We start from the raw sequence: 17512 nt of genomic DNA on the forward strand, positions 1-17512 counted from the left end.
GGTTGGCAAATGAATCGAAAATGGACTAGTTTTGGGATTGGAGTTTTTCTTCTAGGTTCCACGCTTTTTGCTGGGCTGCCTAATGCCAAAGCAGAGACAAACGGAAATACGGCAGCTGCTTCTGAACATGAACCGATGAATACAAAGGTAAAATCAATTGATGGAACGAATGTGCTGTATCAATATGGGGAACCAGTTCCTTCCTTTGATACATGGACGTTAAAAGAGCAAAGCAGAAGTTATTTAAGCCTTGATGGGAAGTGGAAATTTGCCATGGACCCCAATAATCAAGGGATGGATGAAAAATGGTTTGCACAAGGATACGATGATAAAAATTGGCAGCAAGAAAAGGTTCCAGGCAGCTGGGATCTGTATGATACCCCTGAATTTGGTACATACGATGGATCCAACTTTGGAAAAGGAAGTGCTTTTTACGATGGTTACGCGTGGTTCCGCACGCATTTTTCACCAGATGCAAATTGGAAAGACCAATTTGTTAAGCTTAATTTTCTCGGGGTTAACTATCGTGCATGGGTTTATGTAAATGGACATTTGGCGGGGGAACATGAAGGGGGATATACACCTTTTGCCCTTGATGTAGGTAAATTTCTACAACCAGGAAAAGAAAATGTAGTTGCAGTCCGCGTTTACCGAAAACCGACCTTTGATTCCTATACAAGCTCGAATCCAAAACCTGTTACAGCTGACACAGAGCTTCCGTATAAACCGGTAGATTTTTGGCCGTATGCCGGGATTACACGCAGTGTCTATTTGGAGGCAGCCTCCGATGTAAATGTTAGTAAAATATTAACTGCAACAGGCGATCATAGCTTAACCACAAAAGTGGTCGTATACAACCATGGTGACAAAGAAGTACATCGTCAATTAGTGGTCGATCCAGGGGAACAAACAGGTGGAGCTCCCAAGTCACAGGATGTGGAATTAAAACCTGGGGAAGTAAAAGTGGTTTCAATGGATTTCGAGATTCCAAATGCAGCCTATTGGTCTCCGGATACCCCGACGCTTTATCAAGTAACCGCAGAACTTTATAAAGGTAAAGGGGAAGGTCAGGTTCAACAAAAAGGGAACGGCTCTATCGATGACAGTCTTTCTACCAATTATGGAATGAGAACCATTGCTGTAGAAAATGGAAAATTAACGCTAAATGGGAAACAGGTGTTTTTGAAGGGTCTTAACTGGCATGAAGAAACAGCCGCAAGCGGCCGCTCTATGACCATTGAAGAGTATGATACGGAGTTAAATCATGTTCTAAATGTCAATGCAAACTTCCTGCGTAATAGCCACTACAATCGTCATCCATATGTGTACGATTTTGCGGATCAGCATGGATTAATGGTAATGGATGAAGTAGAGAATATGTGGCTTGATACAAAGCAGGAAGCACTGCAAACCAACTCTTACGGTCTTTCAAGAGCATTAGCTCTAAGCATGGCTTGGAATCAAATCAATCACCCTTCCACGATTATGTGGTCATTACAGAACGAGTCGGGAATTTGGGATGATCAAACCGTTTATCGTAATTGGCTGGCAGATATGAAGGAAGCGGTCAAAAGCGTTGATATCCAAAAGCGCCCCGTCACATGGGCATCTGGCAGCAGCTGGGACCCAGCCTATGACTTGGCGGATGTGATCGGTTTAAATGAATACTTTGGGTATTTTTATATGGAGGATTCAGACCTAGGGCGGACAGTGGATATTGTTCATAATACCTATCCAAATAAACCGATTCTCATTACGGAAAATGGAACATGGGCCTATGCAGATGAAATCAATAATCACGGACCAGAAACACAGTCCGGAACAGAAGAATGGCAAGCGTATAAGTTCTTAAATCACTGGAACCAGGTAACAGACCCTAGCCGTCTATCCTATATGGCAGGTTATACATTCTGGGTGTTAAAAGATTATAAAGAAAGAAATAACTACAACCAACAAATTAACGGAATTTCCACAATGGGCTTAATGTCTTTCGACAAAGAAAAACCACGTATCGTATATGACACCTTTAAAAACGCAGCGAACCCGATCCGCTAATGGTACAGTCAAAGGGGTCATCTACATGAAATGACCTCTTTGACTGCAGAAAAAAAGAAACATGATTCAAGTAAGGAGGAACCTTGTTGCTTAAAATTAAAAAGGTTGTATCATCCATTTTAACCGCTTCACTCATTACAATTCCAGTCTTACCCTCAACCGGACATGTTTCTGCTGAAGGGACAACCGTGGACAATAACGTGCTCTATTTTGTAAATGCAGGTGACCCGACCCCTGATACGGTCGAGGGAACCGATCAATTTGGACTGTATTCTAGTACAACAGAACAAAAATACGGTGTAGACAGCCTTACAGGGAAAAAATGGGGACTAGTAACCACCACCAGCAGTACTAGTGTCTCAAATGGCGCTGATAAATTAGGCTCACTTCGATATTATAACGGGACGCAAGTTAGGGATAAGGCATTAGAGTATAAGTTCGAGCTGCCGAATGGTCAATATGATCTTACATTAGGATTCAAAAACCCGTGGAGCGGCCGAAGTGTCAATATCATCAGTGAGGGGCAGAATCTATCCAATGGAGATTTGGATATTGGAAGCTATAATGCTGAAAAAGAAGTCACGTATCAACAGGTTTCGGTAACGGATGGAGAATTAGATGTAAGAATCCAAGGACCTGCCACAGCTTCCCTATCAAACTATAATGACCCATTAGTAAACTATATTATTATTAAAAATTATGTAGTGATTCCTCTTTCAGATTTGGAGGCAAAAGTAGAATCAGCAAAGAAGGAGGCGGAAAAAACAGATACCTATACCCAATTCAGCCTGGAGTCACTAAATAAAGCCATTACACAAGCAGATGCCCTGGTTAAAACGATCAAAGAAAATGGGTTAGATGCACAGAATAAAACCAATCAGGAGAAAATTCGAACAGCCATAAAAAATCTAGACACTGCGCTGACAGGGCTTACTATCTACGCTCCGAATACTTCCTATAAACCCGGGCAAGTATGGAACGATACAAATGGTGCTCCAATCCAGGCACACGGCGGCGGGATTATGTATGATGAGCAATCCAAGAAATATTATTGGTACGGGGAAGATAAAACCAATGGATATCTTCCTGCCAGAGGGGTAAGAGTCTATTCTTCTACTGATCTATATAACTGGAAAGATGAAGGCTTAGCCCTTACCGCAATTGAGTCCATCGGCCAGTTCGAAACCGACCCGTTAATCTCTAAGCTTTATGAAGGCAGACAGGACAAGGCCGATATTCTAAATGATATTGGTACCGACAGGGTAATTGAAAGACCTAAAGTCATCTACAATGAAAAGACGAAAAAATATGTCATGTGGATGCATACCGATGGACCTTCGACAACATCGACGGCAATGTATGCAAAAGCTGAAGCGGGTTATGCATTAAGTGACTCTCCTACAGGACCGTTCGTTTACCAAGAAAGTAATCGTATGGACAGAGCACCAAAAGATGCTGCTTATAATGGACAGCCAAACCAGCCAGGAATGGCACGTGATATGAATTTATTTAAGGATGACGACGGTACAGCTTACTTGATTTATTCCAGCGAAGAAAATATGACCATTTATATTTCAAAGCTGAACGATTCCTATACAGATGTGGTTGGCTGGCATAAGGATGGAAAGGTAGAACGCGATACTGAGTACAAAGCCGTATATGGTGAGGATTATGTGAGGGTATTCCCTGGGGCGCAGCGTGAAGCACCGGCCATGTTTAAATATCAAGGAAAATACTATTTAATTACATCTGGCGCTACCGGCTGGGACCCTAATCCGGCAAGGTATACAGTGGCGGATACTATTTTTGGAGATTGGAAGCCATTGCGCGATCCTTCGATAGGAGCCAAAGCTTCTACCACATTTGATTCACAAAGTACCAATGTCATTCCCGTCGATGCGAAAAAGGGAAAATTCATCTTCATGGCCGACAGATGGAAGGCCAGCGATCTTAAGGACTCAAGATATATCTGGCTGCCAATCGAGTTTGGCCAGGGTGATGAAATAAGTTTGCAATGGTATGACGAGTGGAAACTGGATACATTAGACAGAATGGGGAAAGTCACTATCAATACAGAACTGCCTGAGAAGGTGTCTGTTGGTCAAGTGCCCGCTTTACCGGATAAGATCAACGTAACGAATTCAGAGGGAGGCAAGCTTGATACGCCGGTAACATGGGCGATTCATCCTGAAAATTTCTCTAAACCAGGTACGGTTGTCGTTGAAGGTACGCTTTCTGAGTTGGCAAATAAAGTGATTAGAACCAAAATCTTAGTGATTCCGGATCATGTAAGATATTTTGTCCATGCCAGCGGAGTGAAAACAAGTGATTACATGACATGGTCTTCTTATATGGAGAATACACTAGTAAACAAAGATGTTATTGATCAGAAATATGACCCGGCTAATGGCCAAACATGGGGCTATGTGGGGAATCAAACAAGACCTGCCGGCGGAGAAGGTGATGATTTATTTTCTTCTTTACGCTACTTATTAGCGAATTCCGGTGATGACCTTTCCTATAAGTTTGATTTAAAGAATGGTAAATACACCGTATATACCGGTCTATATGATCGCTGGTATACATCGACAAAGGGAAGCCGTAAAGCGGATATTCTGATTAATGGTGAAACCAAAACCAAGGGATATGTATTCACAAGTTCTTATGATGTCCTAAGCTATCAACATGTGAACGTTACAGACGGGAAACTGGATGTGACGGTCCGCAGGGTACCTGGTTCACCAGATCCGCAAATCAGCTGGATTATGATTGTGGAAGAAGATACAACAGCCCCAGTCATTACTGTTAAGGGGAATGAGGAAAGCTATTCTGTTGATGAGAACATTTCTATCTCCTGCAGCGCGAGTGATGATTTATCTGGAATTGCCTCTGTTGATTGCCCGTCCATTGAAGGACCAGCATATGAGTATAGTTTAGGTGAAAATACATTCACCGCAAAAGCAACAGATCGTACAGGGAATACATCGGAAGCTGACATCCAATTTACAGTAACGGTTGATTTTGATAGTCTAAGCCGCTTGACTGAGTCATTTATTAAAGACGATGCTATAAAGAATTCACTTACAGCCAAACTTGCATCAGCAAAAGAAGCATCTGCTAGAGGAAATAAAGAGGCAGTGGCAGGCAAACTTACAGCATATGTGAATGAGCTGTCTGCCCAAGGTGGTAAAGCTCTTACGGAAAAGCAAGCAAAAATATTAACCTCTTTATCTAGTAACCTTTTATTAAAATAATAGAGAAAAGAATAATAAACCGGACACGTCCTAGTTAAGTTAAAAACCTAACTAGAGCGTGTCCTCATTGTTTTTTATTTCTAGTTTATGATTAGGCACTTTCCCGACATATTGTTTTCGAAACTGATGGGGAGATAGATGTTCCAGTTTTTTAAAGATCCTGCTGAAATAGGCGGATTGTGTGAAACCGCTGCTTTCTGAAATCCTATCGATGCTCCAATCCGTTGAAACCAATAATATCTTAGCCTGATCAATACGAATCTTATTTACATATTCAATAGGAGTACAGCCAAAGGATTGGATCATACATCTTGCAATATGATTCGGATGAAATCTAAGAGCCCTCCCTAAATCTTCATAGGTCACTTTTTGAGCATAATTTTTCCGTAAATAAACCGCTGCCTTTTCTGCTACCGCAAATGCAGGCATAGAATTGGCTAAATGCATGTGATTCGAAAGTTCCTGCAGTAATTGCTGGAAGAGTATTTGCCGCTGCCATTCTCCCGAATAAAGGGACTCATTCTCAGAAGAAATAATTTTTGAACAGAGGAGTTCAACCGCCTCGGGATTGGATAGTTTGCAATATTTGGGCAGGGTGATCCCAAATGGGCTCTCTGATAAACAGTTTCCGCCATCTATACCTGCTCTCTCTTCATGATGAATTGGTTTCGATATGGTCAGGTCCTTCCATCCTTTTGCGGCTATGAAATGAAACCAAAAAAATTCAGTCAACTGTTCACAATTGGAAGTGGAATAATGGTACCGATCTGGGTAGAGTATCAATGCATTACCGCTGAAGACCTTATATTTACGATAATCCTCACCCATGAACAATTGTCCTTTTGTGACAACTAATAAATCAAAAACACCAATATTGTTCCGATTTAAATGTGCTTGGCCAATATCAAAAATATTCTTACCGGCCGCAAGAAGAGTTGGTAAAGGCGGGGCAAACAATTGAAGCATTTGATCTCTCCTCTAATGTTAGGATTGTGCAATTTTATGTTATGATTTTATATTTTATTCTTTAATAATAACACTATAATAGGTTCATAAATGTTTTTATTTTAATGTATTTATAGTAAGGGGTTGTAGGAAGGGGGAAGTGAATCATGCAAAGCATACGTTGGGTGTGGGGGTATATTAGGAACTTTCGGATAAGAATGTTTAGCGGTCTTTTTCTGGCATTAGTGGTTTCCATGTTAAACATGTTAAATCCATATTTTGCAGGAAAAATTGTCGATAAAGTGATTTATGGCCACCAGAGCGGCCTATTATGGCCCTTTTTAGGAGCGATGATAGGGGTAACTGTTGTAAAGACGGTCATTCGCTATAATTATCAATTAATGTTTGAACTAGTTTCACAAAATGTAATTTTCAAAATTAGAGAACAGTTGTATGACAGACTTCAGCAATTGGATTTCAGTTTTTTCGATCGAACGAAGACAGGGGATATTATGGCTCGAATGACAGGCGATCTTGAAGCTGTACGACATTTCACCGCATGGGCCATCTATATGATCTTCGAAAATTTAACCATCTTAATTATTGCAATCGGGTTTATGTTCTATATTAACCCATTGTTGGCCCTCGCAATGATAGCGGTAACACCGATTATTGGCTTTTTTGCCACCAGGTTATCCTTTACAGTTAAACCTACCTTTTCAGAAATTAGGGGACAGTTTGCTCGATTAAACTCTGTGGTACAGGAAAACATTAGCGGAAATCGGGTTGTAAAGGCATTCGCAAAAGAAGACTACGAGATTAATAAGTTTTCAGTCGAAAATGAGGCATTTAAGGAAAAGAGTCTTAACTCGGCAAAAGTGTGGGAAAAGTATTTGCCAGTTCTCGATTCACTTGCAGGCGTATTAACGGTTGTGATGATTTTAGTGGGCGGAATAATGGTTATTAATGGATCGCTTACTTTTGGTGAACTAGTAACCTTTAACTCTTTGATTTGGGCGTTAAATAATCCAATGCGGATGGCTGGCTGGCTGCTCAACGATGTGCAGAGGTTTATAGCTTCAGCTGAAAAAGTGGAAGACTTGTTAAATACTGAGCCTGAGATTATCAACGAAGTAACTAAAACGAATATCAGACACATGAATGGCGTAGTCGAGTTTAGCCATGTGTCCTTTAGTTACGGAGACGAACAGGTCTTAAATGATATCAGTTTTAAAGTAATGCCAGGCCAAACCGTAGGGATTATCGGGCCAACAGGTTCGGGTAAATCAACAATGGTCAATCTCTTAAGCCGCTTCTATGACACAACGGGCGGGGAAGTTAAAGTAGATGGCCTTAATGTGAAAGATTGGGATATGGCCAAATTAAGAGATAGTATGGCCATGGTCATGCAGGATATTTTCCTCTTTTCCGATACAATTGAAGGCAATATTGCGTATGGGAATCCAGATGCCTCCTTGGAGGATGTACAATCAGCTGCAAAAATGGCAGAGGCTCATGACTTCATAACGAATCTTCAAGAAGGATACGACACCATTATCGGAGAACGGGGAGTCGGTCTGTCAGGAGGGCAAAGACAAAGGATTGCTTTAGCACGTGCCATTCTAAAAGATCCATCCGTCTTAATTCTCGATGACACGACATCTGCAGTTGATATGGAAACAGAGCTCCGTATCCAGCGGACTTTAAAGACATTACTTAAAGAAAAAACTTGTTTTATCATTGCTCACCGAATTTCATCCGTAAAAGAGGCCGATATAATCTTGGTCATGGAACATGGAACCATCATTGAAAGAGGAAAACATAAAGAGCTGCTTGCGAAAAAAGGATATTACTATAAAGTGTTTATGAATCAAAATGGGAATTTTGATGGTCAGCACAATGGCGAGGAAGTGATCTATCTCAATGGCGCGCAATAAATTTGATGTGGATGAAGAGTTAGATTCACCATTTAGCTTTGTTCATCTGAAACGATTGTTTACCTATTTAAAACCTTATAGAAAAAAGATTCTCTTGACCGTTTTAATTATGCTTATTGCCAGCGGAGCCAATTTAATTGGACCCTATCTGATTAAAAGGGCAATTGATGAAAGTATTCCGAATAAAGATGTGGGCAATTTACTTTTTCTATCCTGTATTTACCTTGGGGCCCTCGTTATAACCGGGATTTGTATGAAATACCGAATTAGAATGATGTCCCAGATTGGGCAAAGTGTCATCCTTAATATTAGGAAAGATTTGTTTACCCATTTGCAAAAATTATCCTTTTCTTTTTATGACAGCAGGCCGCATGGTAAAATTTTAGTGAGGGTGGTTAACTATGTTAACTCCTTAAGTGATTTGTTATCGAATGGTTTAATTAATTTGATTACGGACCTGTTCAGCCTGTTTGTCATTATCGGTTTTATGTTAGCGATTGATGTAAAACTGACACTTATGGCTATGCTCGGATTCCCTGTCCTCGCAGCGGTAATCCTCCTTATAAAAAATGCACAGCGCAAAGCATGGCAGATATTGAGTAATAAGCAGTCCAATATGAATGCTTATATTCACGAAAGTATCAATGGGATTAAAGTGACCCAAGCTTTTACAAGGGAAGAAGAAAATAAACGCATTTTTAGTGATGTATCTGAGAGTTATCGAAGCTCGTGGATGAAAGCTGTACGAATTCAGTTCCTATTATGGCCTTCAATCGAAAATATTTCTATTCTCACAACTTCACTCATTTATGTTGTCGGTATCTCTCAGATTGGGGAAGGCGTTACAGTCGGTGCTTTGGTAGCCTTTGTTGGTTATATAAGTATGTTTTGGGCGCCAATCGCTAATATCGGGAACTTCTATAATGCAATTATTAATGCCACCGCCTACTTAGAGAGAATTTTTGAAATGATTGATGAACGCCCGACGGTGGAGGATCGTCCGAATGCTGCCGAGCTTCCGATGATCAAAGGAAAAGTGGAGTTTAAAGAAGTGGTGTTTGAATATGAAGAAGGGGATAGAATCCTTAAAAATGTAAGCTTCTCCGTCAATCCTGGTGAAACAATCGCACTCGTAGGGGCTACAGGATCAGGAAAGACGACGATTGTTAGTTTGCTTAGCCGCTTTTACGATGTCAGCAGCGGGAAAATTGAAATCGATGGTGTGGATATCAGCGCCGTCACGATTCCATCGTTAAGGAAGCAAATGGGGGTCATGCTCCAAGATCCCTTTATTTTTTCCGGAACCATTATGGATAATATCCGCTATGGCCGGCTGGATGCAACGGATGAAGAAGTTATTGCAGCGGCCAAGGCAGTTCAGGCTCACCAGTTTATCAGCGGACTTGCAGATGGGTATTATACCGAGGTAAACGAAAGAGGCACAAGACTTTCTACCGGTCAAAGACAGTTGATTTCCTTTGCCCGTGCACTATTAGCTGATCCTAAGATTTTAATCCTGGATGAGGCGACATCATCAATTGATACAGAAACTGAGCTGGCGCTGCAGAAGGGCCTTGAGACGTTACTTGCGGGAAGAACCTCTTTTATTATTGCCCACCGCCTATCGACGATTCAAAATGCAAACCGCATCCTTGTCATTGATAAGGGCAGAATCATCGAGGAAGGTTCTCATCATGAGTTATTGAGCCACAAAAGTTACTATTGGAAGCTGCATCAGTCACAGCATCAATCTTTAGAGGTAGGATGAGAAAATAAAAGTTAGGAACTTTGTTGTTCCTCGAGAGAGAGTAACAAAGTTCCATTTTTTCTTTATCCGGTAATCATCAAGAGTTACGAGGCACTATTTTTCTTATTTTATTATGAAACCCATTTCAAAGGCAGGAGGTTGGATAATTGATTACATCAGATTTTCAGAGTCTAATAAGTTCGGAGACTGCTCTTCTTTTTTCAAGTAAGAATGCAAAAGACAGCTGGTGGAAAAACACGGCTCAAAATCCTGTTTTACAGCAGTGCTTTAAGGAAATCCGAATAGACGCTAAAAGGCTTCTTCAGGAAAAGGACCAAGTATTAACCTATTCAGTATTTAGGATTTTTACTGAGTCGGGTTCCCGTCTCGAATATGAAAAACTATATTTCGAAAAAAGGAGGCGTCTGAATACCTTTGCAATCATGCTGCTTCTTGAACCGGAAAATATAGAGTATTTAAATGCGTTAGAAAATACAATCTGGTCTATTTGCAATGAGTATTCATGGTGCCTGCCAGCCCATTTGATGAACAGTCCTGAAACATCAACTCAAGTAAATTACTTCTTGGATAAACCAATTGTTCAAGGCTATACCATTGACTTGTTTGCTGCAGAAACTGCATTTTCATTGGCAGAAATATTAAAGCTGACGGAAGAGTATTTGAGTCCACTAATTTGTAAGCGCATTTATGAGGAAGTATACAAGCGGATCTTCCACCCCTTCTATGAAAAACAATTTGGCTGGGAGACCCAAACCCATAACTGGGCAGCTGTCTGTGCGGGCTCGGTTGGTGCTGCCGCTCTGCATTTAATGGAGGATACCCGGGAACTCGCGATGATACTAGAACGGGTGCTTCCGGCCATGGACTCTTATTTAAAGGGCTTCAATCAGGATGGCATTTGCCTTGAAGGATACGGGTACTGGCAATATGGCTTTGGTTATTATGTCTATTTTGCAGATTTATTAAAAAAACGTACAAGGGGCCAAGTGGATTTATTTGATTCAGAAAAGGTTCATCAGATCGCTCTCTTTCAACAAAGATGTTTTCTGAACCGGAATTTGGTTGTGAACTTTTCCGATGCCTCACCTGAAGCGAAAATTTTTCTAGGGTTAAGCCATTATTTAAGCAGAATTTATGGTGACTTTGAAGTTCCCGAAGAGGATCTCCGTGCCAAATATTCGGATGACCATTGCAGCAGGTGGGCCCCGGCGATCCGCAACCTGCTGTGGTTCGATGAAACCGTTTTACCGGAAGCGTGGAAAAGCGGGACCTTTTACTCGGAAGAGTCAGCCTGGTTTATTTCAAGGCATCAATCGGAATATGGAAGTTTTTCCTTTGCAGCCAAAGGCGGCCATAATGATGAACCGCATAATCATAATGATATCGGCCATTTTATACTGCAAGGAAACAATGAAGTGTTTTTAAAAGATTTGGGCTCTGGTTTATATACGAAGGATTACTTTAGTGAAAAACGCTACTCGTATTTATGTAACGGGTCGCAGGGGCATTCTGTTCCGATTATTAATAATCGATTTCAAAAAGAGGGCTCAAAGAGGCGGGCGGCGATTCAAAATGTTTCGTTTGGAGAAGAGATTGACACCTTTGAATTTGATTTTGAAAAGGCATACGAAGTAGAGAGCCTTCAAAAATTATCTCGAAAATTTACTTGGGTCAAATTAAATCAGCCGAAACTTATTTTGGAAGATATCTATTCTTTTACAAAACAGCCTGAATCAATTATCGAAAGGCTGATCATCCCTGCACTTTCTGTATCGAAGGATGAAAAAGGAATCCTTCTTGAAGGAAAGGGAAAATTGAGAATTACCTATGATAAAACAAAACTTAGTCTAGTTGTGAGAATACTTGAATTTCAGAACCATTTTGGAGAAACAGAGAATCATATGGCACTAGATTTTACGGTAGTAAATCCAGAACCGGACTGTAGTGTCCAGCTTGTTTTTCAATTTGAATCGTAGGGGTGGAGAAGATGACAGAGCGAATGAAGTGGGTAGAAGAAGCATGGCAGCAAGTGACTAGAAAAATTGACAGAACCAGCAAAAAGATAGGTGCCAATTTTCCTCATGCAAGTGATAACGGGGCCTATATCCTTGCGGAGCCGCACTGGTGGACAGCAGGTTTTTGGCCGGGATTGTTGTGGCTGGTCTATCAGGATACAAAAGATGCTGGGTTAAAGCAGCTGGCAGAGGAATGCGAGCTGAAGCTTGACACTGTCCAAAATGAGTATTATCGGTTGGATCATGATATGGGATTTATGTGGACACTAACGAGTGTTGCCCAATATAAGCTCTTGGGAAATGAGGATTCCAAACGCCGTGCACTCCTGGCAGCCAATCTTCTAATGGGGAGATTTAATGTAAATGGAAACTTCATCAGAGCTTGGAATCCATGGACGGAGGGCGAAGACAATAGCGGAGTTGCCATTATTGATTGCATGATGAATTTGCCGCTTTTATATTGGGCTAGTGAAGAAACAGGTGACCCAAGGTTTAAAAGTATGGCCCAAAAGCATGCTGATACAGTTTTAGAGCATTTTATCCGGAATGATGGCAGTGTTCATCATATTGTCCGCTTCGATCCTGAAAGCGGGGAAAAGCTGGAGGCAATCGGCGGACAAGGCTACGGTCCGGATTCAGCTTGGTCAAGGGGAACAGCTTGGGCAATCTATGGTCTGACAGTATGCTTCCATTATACAGGGGATACAAAATACTTAGAAACCGCCAAACGGGTGGCTCATTTCTTTATCGCCCATCTTCCGGAAGATCATGTTCCAGCCTGGGATTTCCGCCTTCCTGCGGGAATCGATTCTCCAAAAGATTCCTCTGCAGGGGCGATTGCCGCATCAGGCCTCTTGTTATTGGCAAATAAGGTAACAGCGGCAGAATCGGCTGTTTACCAGCGGGCAGGGGAAAAGATCCTCGAATCCCTTTACCGAAATTATGGGGACTGGGATGGTACGGAGGAAGGATTGATCCTGCATGGTACAAGTCATTTTCCTGAAGGGAAGTATACGGATAACCCGCTGATTTATGGGGATTACTTTTTTGTTGAAGGTCTTGCGAGATTAAAAGGTTTTAAGGAATTATTTTGGTAGAATAATCGGCCGGTAATCGGACCACTCGCAGTTAAAAGGAGCGTTCGTGTAATGTTAAAACTCAATTTACCTATACAAACAAATCCTCTCCAATCACGAGAAGATTTTATCAAAGCCATCAATCAACTAATTAATCCATTGAAGCCCTATTACAGTAAGGGGAAGGCCCTTCTTGAAATAGGCAGTACAGGTGCAGGCTACTCAGACTCCATCGCAGGAATGGAGGGGTTCTCTCGAGTCCTATGGGGTCTTATCCCACTGTTGGCCGGGGGAGAAGAATCTGAAATATGGGAAGAGTGTCTAGAAGGCATTAAGAATGGTACGAACCCAACCCATGAGGAATACTGGGGAGAGGTTTCCGACTTTCATCAAAAAGCAGTCGAAATGGCTGCATTCGGATATGCACTTGCCTTAATTCCCGAAAAGATTTGGGAACCGTTATCTAACCAAGATAAAGAAAATCTATATAACTGGCTTAACCAGATTAATCAAATCAAAGTATATGATTGCAACTGGCTGTTTTTTCCTGTCCTTGTTAACCTTGGTTTTAAAAAAGCAGGCTTGCCATATGATGAGGGAAAAGTAAGGGAGAACCTTGACCGGATTGATCAATTTTATCTAGGAGAAGGATGGTATGCCGATGGTATAGATGCCCATTGTGATTATTACGGGCCATTCGCGATTCATTTTTACAGTCTTCTATATGCAGCACTGATGGGTAAGGAAGACCCAATCAGGGCGCAGCGCTACATAAGCAGAGCAGAGGCCTTTGCGAAAGATTTTATCTATTGGTTTGCCGGCGATGGTTCTGCCCTCCCATATGGCAGAAGCTTAACCTATCGATTTGCCCAATCTGCTTTTTGGAGTGCACTCGTTTATGCTGGGGCGGGGCCGTTTCCACTAGGGGTTATGAAAGGACTTATTTTTAGAAACCTCCGCTGGTGGTTCAGTCAGCCTATTTTTGATTCCAATGGTTTGTTAACCATTGGGTATCGTTATCCCAATTTAATTATGGCGGAGAATTATAATGCACCCGGTTCACCTTATTGGGCACTGAAAACCTTTTTACCGCTGGCACTGCCGGATAGTCACCCATTTTGGCAGGCTGAAGAAATGCCGCTGCCGGATTTGAAAACAAAAGTTGCTCAACCGGCACCGCGCTTTATATTGTGCAGGCAGGAAGATAAAAACCATATTGCTGCGTTTAACGCGGGCTATCTGCACACAAATGACCACTCCCATACTGCGGCAAAATATGAGAAATTTGTTTACTCCAATGTTTTTGGCTTTAGTGTTCCGAAAGCAGAGTGGGGGCTTGGGCAGGGGGCATTTGATTCGATGCTTGCTGTAGCTGAGGGAGATCATATTTTTAGAGGTAAAAGAAAGTGTGAAGAAATAAACGTGAGTGAGAATGTTATTTACACAAAGTGGAAGCCGTGGAATGATGTCGTGATACGAACTTGGATTGTGGCCGGGGCGCCATGGCATACCCGAATCCATTGTATTGAGACAAAGAGAAGCCTGGATGTTGCAGATGGCGGCTTTGCACTAGGATTGGAACATAACCAATATAAGGACCAAAAAATAGAACACGCAGTAAATCAGCAAGAAAGCTTAGCCATGTTCCCTTGGGGAGCAAGCGGCATCAAAAGTATGTATGGAAGCGGGCAGGCAGATTTGGTGTATCCAAATGCAAATACCAATCTTATGTATACTCGAACCGTTATACCCGCAATTAAGGCAAGCCTTAAGCCTGGTACACACTGGTTAGTAAATGCAGTATTTGGGGAACCAGGCAGCGGGAATGTCAATAAGCTTTGGGATGCTGTACCGGATGTGGTTGTTACGGGTGAGGAAATTAGTATTGGTAAAGGACCCGGGAAAGTTATTATTTCTAAAGATGTTGTAACTCTTTAAACTCGGAGAGTTTGGATATCAGTCTCTTTTTCTGTAAAAAACCTTTTGTAATTAAAGGAGATTAATATGAAAGAATATGAAAAAACCTATACGACGAAAGCAAAGTTCATGCTGCACGGAGGAGACTATAACCCAGATCAATGGTTAGACCGTCCTGATATATTAGCTGATGATATTGAACTAATGAAGCTCGCCCATACGAATACATTTTCCATCGGGATTTTTGCTTGGTCTGCTTTGGAGCCGGAAGAGGGAATCTACCGTTTTGAATGGTTAGATGAGATTTTTAACAACATTCAGGGAATAGGAGGAAGGGTTATTCTGGCTACGCCAAGCGGGGCACGCCCTGCCTGGATGTCTCAAAAATATCCAGAAGTATTGCGTGTCAATGCTTCAAGGGTAAAGCAGCTGCATGGCGGCAGACATAATCACTGTTTTACTTCAGGAGTTTACCGTGAAAAAACCCAAGTGATGAACCGATTATTAGCAGAGCGATATGGAGAGCATCCATCCCTTTTAATGTGGCATATTTCCAACGAGTACGGAGGGGAATGTCATTGTGAAAAATGCCAGGCTGCTTTTAGAGACTGGCTTAAGGAAAAATACAATCATGATTTAAAATCCTTGAATGACGCCTGGTGGGGGCCATTTTGGAGTCATACTTACAGTGATTGGTCACAGATTGAATCTCCATCTCCATTAGGTGAAAACATGGTTCATGGATTGAACCTTGATTGGCGCCGGTTTGTCACGGACCAAACCATTTCTTTTTTTGAAAATGAAATAGTCCCGATCAGAGAATTGACGCCGAATATTCCAATTACAACAAACTTTATGGCAGATACACATGAACTGATTCCATTTCAGGCCCTCGACTATAGCAAGTTTGCTAAACATCTTGATGTACTCAGCTGGGATGCGTACCCTGCATGGCATAATGATTGGGAAAGTACGGCTGATTTGGCGATGAGGGTTGGGTTTATTAACGACCTATACCGAAGTCTGAAACAACAGCCATTCTTATTAATGGAGTCTACCCCAAGCCTTGTCAACTGGCATAAAGTCAATAAAGCAAAGCGTCCAGGTATGCACCTGCTTTCATCAATGCAAATGGTTGCTCATGGATCTGACAGTGTTATGTACTTCCAATGGCGGAAATCCCGCGGATCATCGGAAAAATTTCATGGTGCCGTGGTCGATCATGATAATAGTTCAGAGAATCGTGTCTTCCAAGATGTTGCAGGAGTGGGGCAAACTTTAGAGAAGTTGTCCGACATCGTTGGCACGAATCGACCGGCAGATGTGGCCATTCTTTATGATTGGGAAAGTAATTGGGCTTTAAATGATGCACAAGGGTTTGGCAAAGAGACTAAGCGCTATCCCCAAACATTAGTGGCTCATTACCGGACTTTCTGGGAACAGGATATCCCGGTGGATGTGATTACAAAAGAACAAGAATTCTCTGGTTATAAACTATTAATTGTCCCCATGCTTTATCTTGTAAGTGAAGAAATGATTGCAGGTTTGAAGTCGTTTGTTGCTAATGGCGGAACATTAGTGATGACTTATATTAGCGGACTAGTCAATGAACATGATTTAACTTATCTTGGCGGATGGCATAAGGATTTGCAGGCAATCTTTGGAATGAGGCCGGTTGAAACCGATACGCTTTATCCGAGTGATAAAAACTATGTAATCTACCGAAATCAATCGTATGAATTGAAAGATTATGCGACTGTTATTGAACTAAATACGGCTAAGCCAGAAGGGCAATACAAGGAAGACTTTTATGCCAATACCCCTGCGGTAACCAGTCATCAGTATAAAGGCGGCAAAACCTATTATCTTGGCGGCCGGTTAGAGGATGAGTTTCATCGGAATTTTTACCAGGAATTAATCAGTGAATTAGCGCTTCATCCAGCTGTTTTTATAAAACATGAAAAGGGCGTATCGGTACAGGTTAGACAGTCTCCAGAACATGACTATATTTTTGTTATGAATTTTACCGAAGAAAAGCAGCCGATTGTCATTGAAGACCAAGTAAAGGATTTAGTTACCGGTGAGGAGCTCAAGGGTGAATTAACATTGGAAAAATATGAGGTTCGCATTCTTGAAAAAGCAAGGGGAAGGGCCTCATCCTTCGAAGGAGGAATGCGGTCATAGCTTCGACAGATGAATGGTGGTCTCATCCCCCGAAGGAGGATTCCAGTCCTATCTTCGGCAGATGAAAAGGGATCTCAACCCCCGAAGGAGGAATCTAGTCCTAGCTTCGACAGATGAAAGGGGGTCTCAACCCCCGAAGGAGGAATCTAGTCCTAGCTTCGGCAGATGAAAGGGGATCTCAACCCCCGAAGGAGGAATCTAGTCCTAGCTTCGGCAGATGAAAGAGGATCTCATCCCCCGAAGGAGAGAGTCAGTCCTTGCTACGACAGATGAAGAAGTCAATCTTTCATATTAATCAAGAAAAAATAGACAAAAGCAGGCGCATGAATCATTGGTTCATACGTCTGTTTTTTGTAGATAA

At 41.8% G+C, this 17512-nt stretch carries 9 protein-coding genes; 8 read left to right on the forward strand and 1 reads right to left on the reverse strand.

All coding sequences use genetic code 11. The features are described 5' to 3' along the window. Window positions 1–9 precede the first annotated feature (9 nt). A complete protein-coding gene (locus tag GXK58_RS16735; protein WP_160724308.1) occupies window positions 10–2055 on the forward strand; it encodes a glycoside hydrolase family 2 protein in 2046 nt (681 codons plus the stop codon). A gap of 86 nt (window positions 2056–2141) precedes the next feature. Continuing rightward, window positions 2142–5309: a family 43 glycosylhydrolase gene (locus GXK58_RS16740; RefSeq protein ID WP_160724309.1), complete on the forward strand. Its 3168-nt coding sequence runs from the start codon at window positions 2142–2144 to the stop codon at window positions 5307–5309. A 51-nt stretch (window positions 5310–5360) separates the two neighbouring features. Here the strand turns inward: GXK58_RS16740 and GXK58_RS16745 are convergent, their stop codons facing one another. Further along, entirely contained in the window at window positions 5361–6275 is a 915-nt protein-coding gene (locus GXK58_RS16745; RefSeq protein ID WP_160724310.1) for an AraC family transcriptional regulator, read from the reverse strand. Between the two features lie 146 nt (window positions 6276–6421). Between GXK58_RS16745 and GXK58_RS16750 the strand changes: the two genes are divergently transcribed. The 6 genes from GXK58_RS16750 (at window position 6422) to GXK58_RS16775 (ending at window position 17151) form a co-directional block, all read left to right on the forward strand. Continuing rightward, a complete protein-coding gene (locus GXK58_RS16750) occupies window positions 6422–8191 on the forward strand; it encodes an ABC transporter ATP-binding protein (RefSeq protein ID WP_160724311.1) in 1770 nt (589 codons plus the stop codon). Beyond that, the gene (locus tag GXK58_RS16755) at window positions 8178–9959 is read left to right on the forward strand and encodes an ABC transporter ATP-binding protein (RefSeq protein WP_160724312.1); all 1782 of its coding nucleotides are present in this window, start codon (window positions 8178–8180) and stop codon (window positions 9957–9959) included. The genes GXK58_RS16750 and GXK58_RS16755 overlap by 14 nt, the downstream gene beginning before the upstream one ends. Before the next feature lie 146 nt (window positions 9960–10105). Continuing rightward, on the forward strand, window positions 10106–11935 hold the full coding sequence (locus GXK58_RS16760; RefSeq protein WP_160724313.1) for a heparinase II/III family protein: 1830 nt from the start codon (window positions 10106–10108) through the stop codon (window positions 11933–11935). Between the two features lie 11 nt (window positions 11936–11946). Beyond that, a complete protein-coding gene (locus tag GXK58_RS16765; RefSeq protein WP_160724314.1) occupies window positions 11947–13071 on the forward strand; it encodes a glycoside hydrolase family 88 protein in 1125 nt (374 codons plus the stop codon). Window positions 13072–13122: 51 nt separating this feature from the next. Continuing rightward, window positions 13123–14988: a DUF2264 domain-containing protein gene (locus GXK58_RS16770; RefSeq protein WP_160724315.1), complete on the forward strand. Its 1866-nt coding sequence runs from the start codon at window positions 13123–13125 to the stop codon at window positions 14986–14988. Between the two features lie 66 nt (window positions 14989–15054). Beyond that, entirely contained in the window at window positions 15055–17151 is a 2097-nt protein-coding gene (locus GXK58_RS16775) for a beta-galactosidase (protein ID WP_237389698.1), read from the forward strand. Window positions 17152–17512: the final 361 nt, after the last annotated feature.

Origin of the sequence: Bacillus sp. USDA818B3_A, from assembly GCF_009928415.1 — a bacterium.
Taxonomy (GTDB): domain Bacteria; phylum Bacillota; class Bacilli; order Bacillales; family Cytobacillaceae; genus Neobacillus.

Excerpts from the sequence above, each read along its gene's own strand:
- GXK58_RS16775 (WP_237389698.1), top strand. The coding sequence starts at position 15,055 with ATGAAAGAATATGAAAAAACCTATACGACGAAAGCAAAGTTCATGCTG.
- GXK58_RS16770 (WP_160724315.1), top strand. The coding sequence starts at position 13,123 with ATGTTAAAACTCAATTTACCTATACAAACAAATCCTCTCCAATCACGA.
- GXK58_RS16755 (WP_160724312.1), top strand. The coding sequence starts at position 8,178 with ATGGCGCGCAATAAATTTGATGTGGATGAAGAGTTAGATTCACCATTT.
- GXK58_RS16735 (WP_160724308.1), top strand. The coding sequence starts at position 10 with ATGAATCGAAAATGGACTAGTTTTGGGATTGGAGTTTTTCTTCTAGGT.
- GXK58_RS16745 (WP_160724310.1), bottom strand. The coding sequence starts at position 6,275 with ATGCTTCAATTGTTTGCCCCGCCTTTACCAACTCTTCTTGCGGCCGGT.
- GXK58_RS16765 (WP_160724314.1), top strand. The coding sequence starts at position 11,947 with ATGACAGAGCGAATGAAGTGGGTAGAAGAAGCATGGCAGCAAGTGACT.
- GXK58_RS16750 (WP_160724311.1), top strand. The coding sequence starts at position 6,422 with ATGCAAAGCATACGTTGGGTGTGGGGGTATATTAGGAACTTTCGGATA.